This is a genomic window from Actinomadura sp. J1-007, from assembly GCF_009793335.1.
GTDB lineage: Bacteria > Actinomycetota > Actinomycetes > Streptosporangiales > Streptosporangiaceae > Spirillospora > Spirillospora yumaensis.
The window spans coordinates 5,094,052-5,107,355 of sequence record NZ_WING01000001.1 but is presented as its reverse complement, the minus strand read 5'-3'; the positions used below and the strand labels follow the sequence as shown (position 1 = coordinate 5,107,355).

General features: G+C 73.7%; 17 protein-coding genes and 2 pseudogenes. All 19 read right to left on the bottom strand.

The genetic code is table 11. The annotated features are described in order from the left end of the window. Positions 1-27: 27 nt before the first annotated feature. The 19 genes and pseudogenes from GEV43_RS23230 to GEV43_RS46935 all read right to left on the bottom strand — a co-directional run bounded on the left by GEV43_RS23230 (position 28) and on the right by GEV43_RS46935 (position 13,181). Positions 28-663 (bottom strand): hemerythrin domain-containing protein, encoded by a 636-nt coding sequence (locus GEV43_RS23230; protein WP_160822491.1) that lies wholly within the window; start codon positions 661-663, stop codon positions 28-30. A gap of 9 nt (positions 664-672) precedes the next feature. Then, on the bottom strand, positions 673-1,626 hold the full coding sequence (locus GEV43_RS23225) for a questin oxidase family protein (protein ID WP_160822490.1): 954 nt from the start codon (positions 1,624-1,626) through the stop codon (positions 673-675). Further along, the gene (locus GEV43_RS23220; RefSeq protein ID WP_160822489.1) at positions 1,623-2,459 is read right to left on the bottom strand and encodes a methyltransferase domain-containing protein; all 837 of its coding nucleotides are present in this window, start codon (positions 2,457-2,459) and stop codon (positions 1,623-1,625) included. The genes GEV43_RS23225 and GEV43_RS23220 overlap by 4 nt, the downstream gene beginning before the upstream one ends. Before the next feature lie 6 nt (positions 2,460-2,465). Next, the gene (locus tag GEV43_RS23215) at positions 2,466-4,520 is read right to left on the bottom strand and encodes an MMPL family transporter (RefSeq protein WP_160822488.1); all 2,055 of its coding nucleotides are present in this window, start codon (positions 4,518-4,520) and stop codon (positions 2,466-2,468) included. A gap of 165 nt (positions 4,521-4,685) precedes the next feature. Beyond that, positions 4,686-5,159, bottom strand: coding sequence for an anthrone oxygenase family protein (locus tag GEV43_RS23210; RefSeq protein ID WP_160822487.1), 474 nt, complete (start codon positions 5,157-5,159; stop codon positions 4,686-4,688). Then, complete coding sequence (locus GEV43_RS23205; protein ID WP_160822486.1) at positions 5,159-6,340, bottom strand: FAD-dependent monooxygenase; 1,182 nt, start codon at positions 6,338-6,340, stop codon at positions 5,159-5,161. Before GEV43_RS23205 ends, GEV43_RS23210 begins: the two co-directional genes overlap by 1 nt. A 78-nt stretch (positions 6,341-6,418) precedes the next feature. Continuing rightward, positions 6,419-6,718, bottom strand: a complete 300-nt coding sequence (locus GEV43_RS23200; RefSeq protein WP_160822485.1) for an antibiotic biosynthesis monooxygenase — start codon at positions 6,716-6,718, stop codon at positions 6,419-6,421. Between the two features lie 57 nt (positions 6,719-6,775). Further along, positions 6,776-7,060 (bottom strand): antibiotic biosynthesis monooxygenase family protein, encoded by a 285-nt coding sequence (locus GEV43_RS23195; protein ID WP_160822484.1) that lies wholly within the window; start codon positions 7,058-7,060, stop codon positions 6,776-6,778. 11 nt (positions 7,061-7,071) lie between these two features. After that, positions 7,072-7,812: an SDR family NAD(P)-dependent oxidoreductase gene (locus tag GEV43_RS23190; RefSeq protein WP_160822483.1), complete on the bottom strand. Its 741-nt coding sequence runs from the start codon at positions 7,810-7,812 to the stop codon at positions 7,072-7,074. 101 nt (positions 7,813-7,913) lie between these two features. Then, positions 7,914-8,372, bottom strand: a complete 459-nt coding sequence (locus GEV43_RS23185; protein WP_309239794.1) for an AfsR/SARP family transcriptional regulator — start codon at positions 8,370-8,372, stop codon at positions 7,914-7,916. Beyond that, positions 8,279-8,656 (bottom strand): annotated as a pseudogene (locus GEV43_RS56210) (BTAD domain-containing putative transcriptional regulator); the annotation flags it as partial. The gene GEV43_RS23185 and the pseudogene GEV43_RS56210, both read right to left, overlap by 94 nt. Next, a pseudogene (locus tag GEV43_RS23180) lies at positions 8,575-8,868 on the bottom strand (winged helix-turn-helix domain-containing protein); the annotation flags it as partial. The pseudogenes GEV43_RS23180 and GEV43_RS56210, both read right to left, overlap by 82 nt. A gap of 145 nt (positions 8,869-9,013) precedes the next feature. Beyond that, on the bottom strand, positions 9,014-9,283 hold the full coding sequence (locus GEV43_RS23175) for a SchA/CurD-like domain-containing protein (RefSeq protein ID WP_241683015.1): 270 nt from the start codon (positions 9,281-9,283) through the stop codon (positions 9,014-9,016). A 223-nt stretch (positions 9,284-9,506) separates the two neighbouring features. Further along, on the bottom strand, positions 9,507-10,430 hold the full coding sequence (locus GEV43_RS23170) for an NAD(P)-dependent oxidoreductase (RefSeq protein WP_160822480.1): 924 nt from the start codon (positions 10,428-10,430) through the stop codon (positions 9,507-9,509). 14 nt (positions 10,431-10,444) lie between these two features. After that, positions 10,445-10,900 (bottom strand): DUF1772 domain-containing protein, encoded by a 456-nt coding sequence (locus tag GEV43_RS23165; protein ID WP_309239793.1) that lies wholly within the window; start codon positions 10,898-10,900, stop codon positions 10,445-10,447. 121 nt (positions 10,901-11,021) lie between these two features. After that, positions 11,022-11,531, bottom strand: a complete 510-nt coding sequence (locus tag GEV43_RS23160) for a hypothetical protein (protein WP_160822479.1) — start codon at positions 11,529-11,531, stop codon at positions 11,022-11,024. A 20-nt stretch (positions 11,532-11,551) separates the two neighbouring features. Continuing rightward, positions 11,552-11,986: an antibiotic biosynthesis monooxygenase gene (locus tag GEV43_RS23155; protein WP_160822478.1), complete on the bottom strand. Its 435-nt coding sequence runs from the start codon at positions 11,984-11,986 to the stop codon at positions 11,552-11,554. A 2-nt stretch (positions 11,987-11,988) separates the two neighbouring features. Then, positions 11,989-12,810 (bottom strand): SDR family oxidoreductase, encoded by an 822-nt coding sequence (locus tag GEV43_RS47640; RefSeq protein WP_309239792.1) that lies wholly within the window; start codon positions 12,808-12,810, stop codon positions 11,989-11,991. Next, positions 12,807-13,181 carry an SRPBCC family protein gene (locus GEV43_RS46935; RefSeq protein ID WP_164717145.1) on the bottom strand — a complete coding sequence of 125 codons (375 nt, stop codon included), beginning with the start codon at positions 13,179-13,181 and terminating at the stop codon, positions 12,807-12,809. Before GEV43_RS46935 ends, GEV43_RS47640 begins: the two co-directional genes overlap by 4 nt. Positions 13,182-13,304: the final 123 nt, after the last annotated feature.

Here is a 13,304-nt window from a genome sequence, read left to right as displayed (position 1 = left end):
GGGCCGCCGCCGCGTGCGCGGCCCGCCTCACATCCAGCGCGGCTGCTTGGCGTAGCGGGGCAGCCAGACCTTGGAGTAGAGCAGGCGGACCGGCGGCGGGACGCGGCCGAGGACCGCGGCGCGCTCGCGCGGCTCCGCCCCGCCGAGCAGCCACGGGAAGAACTCCGGCGCCGAGCGCAGCGCGGCCAGGCCGTTGCCGCGCATCTCGGCGAGGGTCTTCTCCCACTCGGCGGCGGGCATCGCGGCCCGCACCAGCGGCAGCGCGTCGCGCTCCTCGTGGGCGAGGTGGCCGCCGACCTCGTCGGAGAACGCGGCGGCGGCGCTCGCGAGGGCGTCGCCGCCGGACCGCTTGGCCAGCGCGGCGTCCACGTCCCGCACCAGCGGGTCGATCCGGTCGTGCTCCTCCTCCATCGCGTCCAGGACGAGCAGGTCGTCCGGCCGGTCCCGCAGCCCGGCGCGCATCCGGGGCCACATGTGGCGGTCCTCGCCGTCGTGGTGGCTGGTCAGCATCGTCTTCAGCGTCGACCAGCCGGCCCGGACGGCGGCGCGCCCGCGCGCGTCGTCCGGGTCGAGCTTCTCGGCGGCGTCGGCGAGGTGGCGCAGGTCGCGCCGGAGCGCGTTGTGCGTCACCTCCATCATCGTCATGTCGTAGTCGGCGGGCATGGCTCCCCCTCAGTACCTGCACTTGGTGATCAGCGTGTGCGCCGCGGCGAGGTAGCGCTCGTCGGGCCGTTCGGCGTTCTCGCGCAGGCATGCCTCCGCGAGCTTGATGCAGTGCTCCTCGCCCAGCTCGACCGCCTCGGCGGCGAGCTCCTCGCCGCTCGGCGGCCGGTAGCCCTCCTCCGCCGCCGGGCCGCGGCCGGACAGCGTCGGGACGGCCTTCCAGATCCCGGCCGCGACCTGGGAGACCGCCTCGTACGACCGGACCTTCAGCTCGTCCGGCAGCACCGGCAGCACCAGCCGCAGCGCGGACGGCGCGGTGACCGAGTGCACCTGCGGGACGGCCGGGTCGGGCGCCTGCTCGGCGTACCGCGCCGCCTGCCGGACGGTCAGCTCGCTCAGCGCGGCGGGGACCTCGTCCGGGCCCGACACGGCGGGCGCGTCGTTGGCCAGCTTCCACGGCACCGGCGTGTAGCGGGCCGCCCAGTACGCCATGCCGCGCGACAGCTCGTTCAGCTGGAGGGCGCTCGGCTCGGGGACGGTGCGCAGCGTCCGCACGGCGTGCGCGGTGCGGATCAGCCCGTGGGTGAACGCGGCGAACGCGCCCTCCAGCAGCGTCGGCCACCACTCGACCAGCACGTCGCGCCACGGCCGCTCGTCCAGCCGCCGGTCGAAGAAGCCGACCCAGTCGGAGACGCGGCGGTAGTCGCCGAGCGCGACCGCGCGCGCCTCCGCCGGGGCGTCCGGGAGCGGGTCGCCCGCCGCAGGCGGCGCGTAGTAGCGCCGCCTGCGCCGGTTGACCTCGATCCAGGACGGGACGTCGCCGGTGTAGCCCAGCGTCGCGAGGGTCTCGGCGACCATCGGCGCGTGCACGGCGAAGTCGGGGCCGAACTCGAACCCGGTCTCCCACAGGCGGTCCAAAGCGTCGTCGACGCAGTCGGTGTAGCGCCGGACGTCGGTCGTCACTCGGGCCTCCTCCCCTCGGCGAGGGCGATCGCCCCGTACATCACGAACCCGCCGTCGGCGTCCCGCCGCGCGGCCTCCTCCCGGAGGGCCCGCGCGCGCTCGGCGGGGACCACCCCGGCGTCGCCCGCGTGGCGCAGCGCGTCCATCAGGCCGGTGAGCCCGTCGGCCGCCGCGACGCCGCGCAGCACGACCGGCATGACGGTCACGTGCACGTCCCGCGCGCCCGCGGCGCGCAGCACGCCGGGCAGCCGCCGCCCGATCCACGGGTTGCGGACGTTGTCGAACCACCACGCGAGGACGGCGCGCGTCGTCTCCCTGTCGGCCAGGTCGGGCGCCCACATCCCGTGGTCGGGGTCGGCGACGAGGATCCGCCCGCCGGGCTTGGTGACGCGGAGCATCTCGCGGACGCCCGCCACCGGGTCCTCCAGGTGCTGGACCATCCGCTCGGAACGGCACGCGTCGAACGAGGCGTCCGGGAACGGCAGCGCGTAGACGCTCGCGACCTGGAACGAGACGCCGGCCCCGGCGGCGAGGCCGCGGCCGATCGCGCCGGCGACGGCCTCCTCGCTCACGTCCACGCCGACGACCTCGCCGGCGTCGCCGACGTGCCGGGCGAGCTCCAGCGCGTCGGTGCCGTTGCCGCAGCCGACGTCGAGCACCCGGTGGCCGGGCCGGACCCGCAGCCGGCGCAGGATCTCGTCCTTCACGGCGGCGAGGTGGTCCGCCGCCTCGTCGAGGTACCGGTCGGCCGGGCGGCCGATCAGCGTGGTGGTGTCCCCGGTCTCACCGGCCGGCGGGGCGCCGGCCGTTCCGTCCGAACCTGGCGTTGCCACAGTCGCTCACCTGCTCTTGTCCGGCGCGAGCTCGCGCCCGCGCTCCGCCCGCTGCCGCGTTCCGCGCGCGAGGCCGCTCGGCCACCAGACCCGGTCGCCGATGTCGTGCACGAGCGCCGGGACCAGCAGGGAGCGGACGATGAAGGTGTCGATCAGCACGCCGAGCCCGATCACGAAGCCCTGCTCGGCGAAGCTGACCACGGGCAGGGCCACCAGCACCGCGAACGTGGCGGCGAGCACGACGCCCGCCGAGGTGATCACGCCGCCGGTGGTCACCAGGCCCTTGATGACGCCCTCGCGGGTGCCGTGCCGCCTGCTCTCCTCGCGGACGCGGCTCATGAGGAAGATGTTGTAGTCGACCCCGAGCGCGACGAGGAACACGAACGCGAGCTGCGGGAGCTGCGAGTCCTGCCCGGACCAGCCGAAGCCGTACTCGAAGACGAGCGTGGACACGCCGAGCGCGGCGCCGAACGACAGCGCCACCGTCGCGATCAGCAGGACCGACAGGGTGACCGCGCGCAGCAGCAGCAACAGCACGATGAAGATGACGACCAGGACGAGCGGGATGGTGATCCACGAGTCCCGCACGTTGGTGTCGCGCTGGTCGAGCTGGATCGCCGCGGGCCCGCCGACCTTCGCCTCCGCGCCGTTCACCGCGTGCACGTCCTCGCGCAGCCTGTGGACGGCCGAGCGCTCGGCCGCGGTGACCGGTTCGGCGTTCAGCGTCGCGGCGTACTGGACCTTGCCCGCGGCCCGGCCCACCTCGGCGACCGCGCCGACCACCCCGGACCCCGTCGCCGCGGTCTTGACCTGGTCGGCCTGCGCCGCGTTCGCGACGATCGTCGCGGGGTTGCCGTTGCCGGCGGGGAAGTGCGCGGAGATCAGCGTCTGGCCGCGCTCGGAGTCGGGCGTGGTGGTGAACTGCGTCTGCTGCGGCACGTTGAACGCCAGCAGGCCGAGGACGCCGACGGCGAGGCCGAGCGAGGTCAGCGCCCACACGCGGCGCGGGCGGGCCTGGACGGTCTCGCCCATCCGGGTCCAGAAGCCGTGCGCGCGCTTGGAGTCGCCGACGTGCGGCGCGCGCGGCCAGAACAGCCAGCGGCCGAAGACGACCAGCAGCGCCGGCAGCAGCGTGAGCATCGCCAGCATGGCGGAGCCGACGGCGAGGACGCCGATCGGCGCGAGCGCGCGGGTGGCGTTGAGGTCGGCGGCGAACAGGCACAGCAGGCCGAGCGCGACCGTGCCGCCGGACGCGAGGACGGCCCCGCTGGAGCGGCGCAGCGCCTCGGCCATCGCCTCGTGCCGGTCCTCGTGTCTGGCCAGTTCCTCCCGGTAGCGGGATATCAGCAGCAGCGCGTAGTCGGTCCCGGCGCCGTAGATCAGGATGCTGAGCACGCCGGTCGACATCGAGTTGATGACCAGGTCGGTGTTCTTGATCAGCCCGTACACGAACGCGCTGCCGAGCTGGTTGGCGACCGCGACGGTGAACAGCGGCACCAGGAACAGCACGGCGCTGCGGTAGATGACCAGCAGCAGGATCGCGACCACGATGACCGGGATCAGCACGAGCTGGTACTGCATGTCGCGGAAGATCAGGAACTGGTCGGAGTCGCGCCCGGCCGGGCCCGAGACCTTGACCTCCAGACCGCCGCCGGGATCGCCGATGTGCTTGCGCATCGCGTCCACCGCGTCGAGGACGTAGTTGCCCTCCTGCTTGTCCGGCGGCGCCACGAGCGCGATCTGGTAGATCAGCGCCTTGCCGTCCTTGGAGACGGTCGGCGGAGGCGGCGGCGTCTTCGGCATGTACTTGCCCGCCATCCACCGCTGGTCGTCCGCCGCGCGCGCCCGGTCCGCGGCGGTCAGCCCGCCGTCGCGCTGGTAGACGATGATGGCGGGGTTGACCCGGCCCTGCGGGAACGCCTCCTGCTGCTCCAGCACGGCGGTCGACTCCGCGCTCTTCGGCAGGTAGCCGAGCCGGTCGTTCTCCACGGCGCCGAACAGCTTGCCGGCGAACGGCGCGGCCGCCCCAAGATGATCAGCCAGGCCACCAGCACGAGCCATTTGGCCCGCCGTCCCGCCGGGAACGCCAGCACTCTGGACATCCCTGCCTCCCAGGCTACGAAGACCGCACGATCATTGACAACATAGTTATTATCACCATGGCTACTATCCGGGGCGCAAGGGCCGCGGACCCCGCCGGGGGGGCTCCGGCGACCCGTGCGCCGCTCAGTCCCAGATCAGGGCCGTGCCGGCGATGGCGGCGGCGAAGCCGGCGACGGCGAAGAGCGTCCGCACCCGGTTCGCCGCCGCCCACCGGGTGCGGACGCCGGTCCAGCCGTCCGGTGGCGCGTCCGGCTCCCACCGGTCGATGACCCGGTTGATCCGGACGTTCCAGCCCTCGGAGACCACGGCGACCGCGACGACGCACGCCCCGGCGCACGCGATCGCGACCCGCGGCCACACCCCGCCGGCGAGCACCACCAGCAGGACGCAGATCGCGAGCGCGACCTTGTTGACGCGCGGCATCAGCGGGTCGAAGCGCCGGTCCAGCAGCCGGTGCACCTGGACGTAGCGCTCTCCCGGCAGCGCCGCGACCACCGGGACGATCGCGACCTCCACGGTGAACAGCACGCCCGCGAGCGCCCCCGACAGCAGCAGGAACACCGCGAGCAGGACGTCGCGCAGCAGGTCGGGCCCCATCAGAACCGCACGTCCATCATCTGCTGGTAGCTCTGTTTGCGGCCGACCCGGTCGAAGAACGCGCGCATGAACAGGTCGCGCCCCGCGCAGCGGAGCCGCCCGCGCCAGCGCCCCATCGCGCCGATCGTCCAGGCCGTCCCGACCATGCCCGCGACCCGCTCCAGACGCAGGTCCTCGTACGCCCGGATCGCGGCGGGCACCCGCTCGTGCTCCGACAGCAGCCGCACCAGCGCGACCGCGTCCTCGATGGCCTGCCCGGCGCCCTGGCTGAGGTTGAGGGTCATCGGATGCGCCGCGTCGCCGAGCAGCACGACCCGGCCGTGCCCCCAGCCGCCGCACCGGTCCGGCGGGCGGTCGAAGATCCCGATCGGCAGGATGGCGTCCTCGGCGGTGGACGCCAGGATGCGCGGCACCGGCTCGGGCCAGTCGCGGTACGCGTCGAGCAGCACGTCGCGCCGGCCGTTCGCCAGCATGTCGAACGACGCGCCCGCGCCGTCGGCGGTGATCGCGTCCCAGTACACCTCGTCCTCGTTGAGGCGCATGTAGAGGAAGCGCAGCCCGCCCCGGCCCCACAGGTTGAAGAACGTCCCGGTCGGCACGGTCTCCTCGCCCGGCAGGCGGGTGATCGCCTGCCAGGCGGTGTAGCCGGCGTACCGCAGCGGGAGGTCGTGGCCCTTGCGCATCCCGTCGCGGACGGTGGAGCGGATGCCGTCCGCCCCGACCAGCACGTCGGCGCGCAGCGTCTCACCGCCGTCCAGGGTGACCGTGACCCCGTCCTCGTCCTGGTCGAACGAGGCGCAGCGGGCCCCGAGGCGGACGTCCCCGGCCGCCTCCATCAGCACGGCGTTGAGCGCGGACCGGCGCAGCCCGAGGGCCGGCGCGCCGTGCCGTTCGGCCTCGGGCGCGACGTCCCAGCGGGCGAGGCGCCGGTCCCGGTCGGAGCGGAACTCGTGGTAGACGATCTCGACCCCGGCGTCCGCGACGGCCTGGTCGAGCTTCAGCTCCCGCAGGGCCAGCACGGCGTTGTGCCAGAGCATGAACCCCCCTCCGGTGAGCAGCCGGTCGGGGGTCGAGCGGCGTTCGAGCACGGTCGTCTCGACGCCGGCCCGGCGCAGCCCGATGGCGGCGGTCAGCCCGCCGATCCCGGCCCCGACGACGATCGCGTTCCGCACGGCGGGCATGGCCGCCTCCCTTCTGGTCGGGCGTGCACTCCAGCGCGCGGTCCCGCCGCGCGGCTCCGCCGGATCCGGCCGGACGCCTCAGACGCTGTCGAGCCTGGCGCGCACCTCGTAGATCCGCCGCTCGACGCCCTTCTCGCCCCAGTACGGCAGCATCGGCGCCGCCATCCGCAGGTGCGCCGGGTCGTCCTCCCAGGCGAGGAACACGCGCTCGCTCTCCCACTCGGCGAGCAGGATGTAGTCGTCGCCGTCGCGCAGCAGCTCGTCGCGCAGGTGGCCGGGCGTGCCGCGCACGGTCTCGGTCACCTGCCGGTAGGCCGCCTCGAACTTCTCCTGGTCTTCCTTCCGCGGGGTGGCCCGCACAAGGACGCGTACCGTCATGTCTCCTCCGGTCTCCCGGGCCCGCCCGCGCGGGCCCGGCTGCTCGGGTCCGGGTCTCTAGGCGCGGGCGATGATCTCCAGCACCTGCTTGCTGGCCGACTCGCGGAGCGGCTCGAACGCGGCGGACATCGCGCGCCGCCCCGGGCTCTGCTCGAACGCCTTCAGGGCGTCGCGGCTCTCCCAGTCGCCGGTGATCACGTACAGCCGCCGCTCCTTCGGGTCGCACATCATGGCCTGGCCGAGGCTGCCCGGGAGCGGCTCCTCCATGGCCGAGCGCCAGACGTCCTCGAAGCTGTTCTCACATCCCTCGCGAACGCGCATCGTGAGCACTGCGCGGAACATGGCCTTACCTCCTAGATCCCGCCGTCGACGTCGAGCACGGCCCCGGTCACGTAGCGGGCCGCGTCGCTCGCCAGGAACAGCACCACGTCGGCGATCTCGGCGGGGACGCCGAGCCGGCCGAGCGAGGTCATCTCCGCGTAGCGCCGCTCGCCGGCCTCGCCCTGCGGGCTCTTCTGCCCGGTGGCGCCGACGATCCCGCAGGTGATGGCGTTGACGCGGATCGCGTCGCGGCCGAGTTCCTTGCACAGCGCCCGGGTCAGGCCGATGACGCCCGCCTTGGACGAGACGTAGTGCGCGGCGTTCGGCATGCCGTGCTTGGCGACGGCGGACGTCACGTTGACGATGGAGGCGGGCCGGGCGAGATGGTCCAGGGAGGCGCGGGTGACCTGGTAGATCCCGGTGAGGTTGGTGCCGACGACGCGGTCCCACTCGGCGGCGGGCATCTCGCGCAGCGGCATGTGGCTGATCACCCCGGCGTTGTTGACCAGGACGTCCACCGGCCCGAACGCGTCGTGCGCGGTCTCCAGCAGCCGCCGCGCGTCGCCCTCGTCGGCGACGTCGGCGCGCAGCACGCGCGCGGCGGCCCGCCGCGCGTCGAGCTCCTCCTGGAGGCTCTCGGACTCCGGGGTCGGCGTGCGGTGGCAGGCCGTCACCGAGACCCCCTGCTCGATCAGCGCCAGGACGATGGCGCGGCCGATGCCGCGGGCACCGCCCGTGACCACGGCGTGCTTTCCCTTGAGGTCGAAATCCATGGTGCCGCCCTTTCTGTTCGGCTCCATTCTCAGGGCCCAATCATCGCCAATTCGGATAAAGGATCGACTAGTCAACGGAAAATCGCGGAACGATCATTAGGTCACCGTTCCCAGAACTCCGGGGAAGGGACCGCGGACCGGTCGGCGGACAGCAGCGACTGGTGCAGGCGCTGGAGGTCCGGGCTGGGCTCGACGCCGAGCTCGGAGACGAACGTGCCGCGCAGCTCGCGGAACGTCTGGAGCGCGTCGCCGCGCCGGCCGGCGAGGCTGAGCGCGACCATGAGCTGGTAGTGGATGCGCTCGCGCAGCGGGTACTCGGCGGCGAGCTGGCGCAGTTCGGAGATGACCTCGGAGTGGCCGCCGAGCCGGATCTCCAGCTCCAGCCGCCGCTCCAGGGCCGTGACGCGCGACTCCTCCAGCCGCAGCGCCACGCCGTCCAGCAGGAGCGAGGAGCGGACGTCGCCGAGCGCGGGCCCTTCCAGAGCGCGGTGGCCTCGCGGTAGCGGCCGAGCGCGCCGGCCAGGTCGCCCGCGTCGCGGGCGGCGCGGCCGAGCGAGCACAGCCGCTCGAACTGCCGCAGGTCGAGGGAGTCGGGCGGCAGGTCCAGCCGGTAGCCCGGATCGCGGGTCACGATGACCGGACGGAGCGCGGCGCCCGCCCCGTCGCCGCCCGCGCGGTGGGAGCCGTGGCCGCCGCCGTGGAGGGGCCGGTCCCGGCCCCGGCGGAGGAGCCGGGGCCGGTCGCGGTGACGGGAGCGCCGGGCAGCGCCGCGAGGACGCGGCGCAGCTGCGAGACGTACACCCGGAGCGCCTTCAGCGCGGTCCTCGGAGGGCGGTCGCCCCACAGCTCGGAGATCAGCGTGTCGGTCGACACCACCGTCCCCGCCCGGACCAGCAGGATCGCCAGCAGCACGCGCGGCTTGTGCGCGCGCGGCGTGCGGACGCGGTGGCCGTCCTGGATCTCCAGCGGCCCGAGCAGGACGAACCTCGCCCCGGCGGCGGGCCGCGGCTCCGGCGGCGCGGCCAGGCCGCCGGTCGTCGCAGCAGAGATTTCCATCGTTCACGGCTCCAATTCGCGGGAGCCCCTCGGACTCAGCTCCCGGCCGGATGGGTCTCGACGGTCAGTTCCGATACGCAGCGCATCAGCGCGTCGCGGAAGTTGTCGCGGAACTCCTCGGGGGTCGCGGCCGGCTTCCGGTGGGTCAGGAAGGGGCCAGCTTCTCCTCGGTGTTGTGCACGCCCTGCTGGCGCGCCATGTGCTGGGCGATCGCGACGAAGTCCCCTTCGTAGTGGATGACGCGGACCATGAACTCGTCCTTGACGAACACCGCGGTGCCGAGCAGCCGCCCGGCGCTCTCCCCGTTCTCGTCGCGCATCTCCGGCGTGTCCACGCGCTGGAAACCGGCGAAGAGCTCGGCGAGCGCGTCCTCGCTCCCCGGCTTCACCCGGTAGGTGATCGCTGCGTACGGCATCGGCCCTCCAGAGTTCGAGATGACTTCGTCCCGATATCGCACACTCGCCCGCTTGAGTATCGCTGGACTACCGGGCAGCGACCGGCCTTCGGAGCCGTTTTCCGCGCCATTATCTGTGATCAGCTATTCGCCCGCGCACATGCGCGCCGGAGCCGTTTTCCGGCGCGCGAAAGGGCGGCGGTACGGCGCGTCGCCGTACCGCCGCCCCTGCGGCTCCGCCCGGCTACGCGGCGGGCACGCCGCCGGCGTGCTCGGCGAGGACCGCGAGGTCCTTGTCGCCGTCGCCGCGCTCGACCGCCCGCGCCACGATCTCCAGGACGCGCTCGGCGAGCGGCAGCCCGGTGGCCGCCGCCTCCGCCAGCCCGAGCGCGTACCGCAGGTCCTTGGCCATCAGGCTGCTGCGGAAGGCCGCGGGCTCGTACCGGCGCTGCCGCATGATCGCCGCGCGGAAGCTCATCACCATCGAGCTGACGCCGCTCGCGCCGACGCACTCCAGCACCGCGTCGCGGTCCAGGCCGCCGCTCTCGCCGAGCGCGACCGCCTCGGCCAGCGCGGCGATCTCCGCGCCGATCAGCACGTTCAGCACGAGCTTCATCGTCGCCGCGGCGCCCGCCGGGCCGAAGTGCCGCACCTCCTGCCCGAGCGCCTCCAGCACGTCCCGCACCGCCTCGGCGTCCGCCGGGTCCCCGGCGGTCATCACGCGCAGCTCGCCCGAACGGGCCTGGAGCGGGTTGCCGAGCACGCACGCCTCGACGCGCCGCACGCCGAGGTCGGCGAGCCTGCGCGCCGCGTCCCGCGCGAACGCCGGCGTCACCGTGGAGGTGTCGATCACCGGCGTCCCGGCGGCGAGGCCGCGCACCGCGTCGCCGAACACGACCGCCTCGACCGCCGCCTCGTCGGCGAGGCTGACCACGACCGCGTCCGCGCCCTCGGCGGCCTCGGCCGCCGTCGCCGCCGCGCGCGCCCCGGCGGCCAGCAGCGGCGCCGCCTTCTCCGCCGTCCGGTTGTAGACCCGCACCCGGTGGCCGGCCTCCAGCAGCCGCGCCGCCATCCCGGCGCCCATCACCCCGAGCCCGACGAAGCCGAGCTCGCGTCCCCGCGCCGCACTCGTGTCCCGCGTCGCATTCGTGTCCTGCGTCGCACTCATCGTTCGTCCACCTTTCAGGCCACGACGGCCAGGGCGTTCACCAGCAGCGCGGAGATCGCGAGCGCGGTGCGCAGCAGATGCCAGCGGCGCCACTCCGCCCGCGGGTCGCGCCAGTCCGCGGGCAGCGGCGCGTCCGGGTCCAGGCCCTTGACCTGGCGGTTCAGCGGAACGTTCAACAGGTGGGACACGCCGGACACCGCGACCAGCAGCCCGGCGCCGAGACCGAACAGCACCCGCGCCGGCGTGCCGTCCCCGACCGCCGCGAGCACGGCGCTGGTCAGCGCGGACGTCAGCACGATCGCGGGCATCGTCGGATCCCAGTTGCGGCCGAGCAGCTGGTGGAAGCGCACGTACAGCGGCGGCGACACCGCCGCCATCGCCGGGACGACGCTGATGGCCACCGCCAGCAGCACGCCCGCGGTGAGCCCGCTCCCGGCCAGCGCCACGATCGTCAACGCGTTCCCGATCACGCTCTGTCTCCTTAGCTCGGCGTCCGGCACCGGGCCGCGGCGCGCCGCCGCCCGGGGGCGGCCCCGGTCGCGCGGGGGGCGACCCGCGCGGGCGGCACGCCGCGGACCGGCGTGCGGAGGGTCAGGCCCGGCCGATCCTCGGCGGGGCGAAGCCGAACCTGGTCCCGACCGACTTGGCCTTGTGGGTGAGGATCACGGTCCCGTCCGGGGCGACCAGCTTGGCCTCGCCGCTCTCGGTGAACGAGGTCGCCGAGGTGACGGTCCCGGTCATGGTCACGACGACCGTGCCGCCGATCGCGTCGTTCTGGACCACGTAGTGCCGGTACTCCACGGCGAACGAGGCGGGTCCCGTCGCCTTCCAGGTGCCGAAGCCGGTGACCCTGGACGCGTCCGTGCCGCTGAGGATCCCGTCCGCGTTGTAGGCGAACATCCCCTCCTCCGGCGGGCGCGTCGAGCCCTCGATCGTCGTCACCGTCGTCCACGTGCCGACCAGGGGGTGCAGCCGCAGCCCCGTACCGGCCTCCTCGGCGCTCGCCCGGCCCGGGGCCAGCGCGGTGCCCAGCAGGGCCACCGCCCCGGCCGCGGGCAGGCCCTTGCCGATCAGGTTCCGGCGGCCGATGTCACTTGTCATGGCGTCTCCTCTCGGCGTTCTCACCTGTCCGGAACAGTGATCAGCCGGACTTGAGGAACGCTCGCGCCCCGCTGGACGCCCGCCGTGCGACTACGGGCGCGCGGCGGGCTCGGGGGACGGGCCGCCGCGCCGGCCGCGCGGGCCTGGCCGTCCATCTCGACCACCACGTGCATCGTCGCCATCGTGCCCGTCTTGCGGAACGGGTGCAGCTTGGTGCGGTGCGCGAGGTGCTGGTCGCTGCGCTCGAACTCGCGGAACCCGGGCTCGTCCACCCAGTCGCTGATCACGTGGTAGACGCTGGCGTCGTCGGCGTCGCGGGCGAGCCACTGGCAGATGTTCGCCCGGTGCTCGGTGATCGCGTGCCCGACCTTGTACCAGGTCTCCTCGAAGTCCGACTCCATGCCCGGATGGATGTTCATCCGGAGCATGACCCGGAAGATGCTCTCGTCCGCCATCTTCAGATCCCTCCGTCGACGTTGATGGTCTCGCCGGTCATGAAGGCGGCGAGGTCGCTGGCCAGGAACAGCACCGGGCCGGCGATGTCCCCGGGGACGCCGAGCCGGCCGACCGCGGTGAGCCGCTCGTACCGCTCCCGCACCTCCGGCGTCACCTCCTCCTCGGTCTCCACCGGGCCCGGCGCGACGATGTTGACCCGGTAGCCCTTCGGGCCGAGCTCCTTGCAGAGCGAGCGGGTGAGGCCGACCAGCCCGGCCTTGGACGCGGTGTAGTGCGAGCGCAGCGGGATGCCGACGCTCGCGACCTTGGAGCCGATGTTGATGATCGACGCGCCGGGGGTGAGGATCGGCAGCGCCTTCTGCACGACGAGGAACGTTCCCGTCAGGTTGACGTCCAGCACCCGCCGCCACTCGTCCGCGTCCAGCTTGTCGAACGGCACGTGGCTGATGCTGCCGGCGTTGTTGACCACGACGTCGATGCCGCCGAGGTGCGCCCGGCACTCCCCGATCAGCCGCTCGATGTCGGCCTCGTTCCCGATGTCGGCCTTGACGACCTTGTGGTCGCCCGGTGTCTCGGACAGCTCCTTGACCAGGCTGTCCACGGCGGGGCCGTCGGAGCGGTGGCAGGTCACCACGTTCGCGCCCGCGCGGGCGAACGCGAGCACGATGCCGCGGCCGATGCCGCGCGTCCCGCCGGTGACCAGCACGCGGCGGCCCTGGTGGTCGAAGCGGACCCCGCCCGCGGCGCGCTCGGCGGCCTCCTCGACGATCCGCTTGATCCGCGCCATCTGGATCCCGGTGTTGCGGTTGAGCCGCGCGGTCATGCCCTCGTCGTCGATCGGGCGCTCTGCTTCATCGTGAAGTCCTGCGTCCAGCGCATCCGGACGCCGCCGTCGACCTGCTCGTACTCCCAGAACAGGTTCATGTACTCGAACACGCCGGTCTCGACGCGGCGCGACCGCACGGTGCGCGTCTCGGGGTCGGGCGTGCGCTCCGACACCCAGCTCCACACGGTGCCGGTCTCGTCCGGGTGCAGCGAGAGCCGGAACCGGACGGTCGCGCCGTCGCGCTCCAGGATCTCGGCGGCGCCGTACTCGCTGAACAGCGTGGGCCACGACTCGACGTCGTTGGTCATGTCCCAGACCAGGCCCATCGGCGCGTTGATGACGATCTCGTTCTCGGTGTGTCCCGCCATGCTGGTATCCCTCCGTGGACGTGGCCCGGTTCCGGCCGGGGCGGCCCGCTCGCGGCGGAGGCGGCGCGCTTCCGGCCGGGCGGCCCGGGTACGGCTCGAACGGTGCCGCGCCCGGCTAGAACT

Coding starts and splice junctions, on each gene's coding strand:
- GEV43_RS23160 (WP_160822479.1), bottom strand. CDS start 11,531: ATGACAAGTGACATCGGCCGCCGGAACCTGATCGGCAAGGGCCTGCCC.
- GEV43_RS23230 (WP_160822491.1), bottom strand. CDS start 663: ATGCCCGCCGACTACGACATGACGATGATGGAGGTGACGCACAACGCG.
- GEV43_RS23215 (WP_160822488.1), bottom strand. CDS start 4,520: ATGGCTCGTGCTGGTGGCCTGGCTGATCATCTTGGGGCGGCCGCGCCG.
- GEV43_RS23205 (WP_160822486.1), bottom strand. CDS start 6,340: ATGCCCGCCGTGCGGAACGCGATCGTCGTCGGGGCCGGGATCGGCGGG.
- GEV43_RS23170 (WP_160822480.1), bottom strand. CDS start 10,430: ATGAGTGCGACGCAGGACACGAATGCGACGCGGGACACGAGTGCGGCG.
- GEV43_RS47640 (WP_309239792.1), bottom strand. CDS start 12,810: ATGACCGCGCGGCTCAACCGCAACACCGGGATCCAGATGGCGCGGATC.
- GEV43_RS23155 (WP_160822478.1), bottom strand. CDS start 11,986: ATGGCGGACGAGAGCATCTTCCGGGTCATGCTCCGGATGAACATCCAT.
- GEV43_RS23195 (WP_160822484.1), bottom strand. CDS start 7,060: ATGTTCCGCGCAGTGCTCACGATGCGCGTTCGCGAGGGATGTGAGAAC.
- GEV43_RS46935 (WP_164717145.1), bottom strand. CDS start 13,181: ATGGCGGGACACACCGAGAACGAGATCGTCATCAACGCGCCGATGGGC.
- GEV43_RS23200 (WP_160822485.1), bottom strand. CDS start 6,718: ATGACGGTACGCGTCCTTGTGCGGGCCACCCCGCGGAAGGAAGACCAG.
- GEV43_RS23175 (WP_241683015.1), bottom strand. CDS start 9,283: ATGCCGTACGCAGCGATCACCTACCGGGTGAAGCCGGGGAGCGAGGAC.
- GEV43_RS23190 (WP_160822483.1), bottom strand. CDS start 7,812: ATGGATTTCGACCTCAAGGGAAAGCACGCCGTGGTCACGGGCGGTGCC.
- GEV43_RS23210 (WP_160822487.1), bottom strand. CDS start 5,159: ATGGGGCCCGACCTGCTGCGCGACGTCCTGCTCGCGGTGTTCCTGCTG.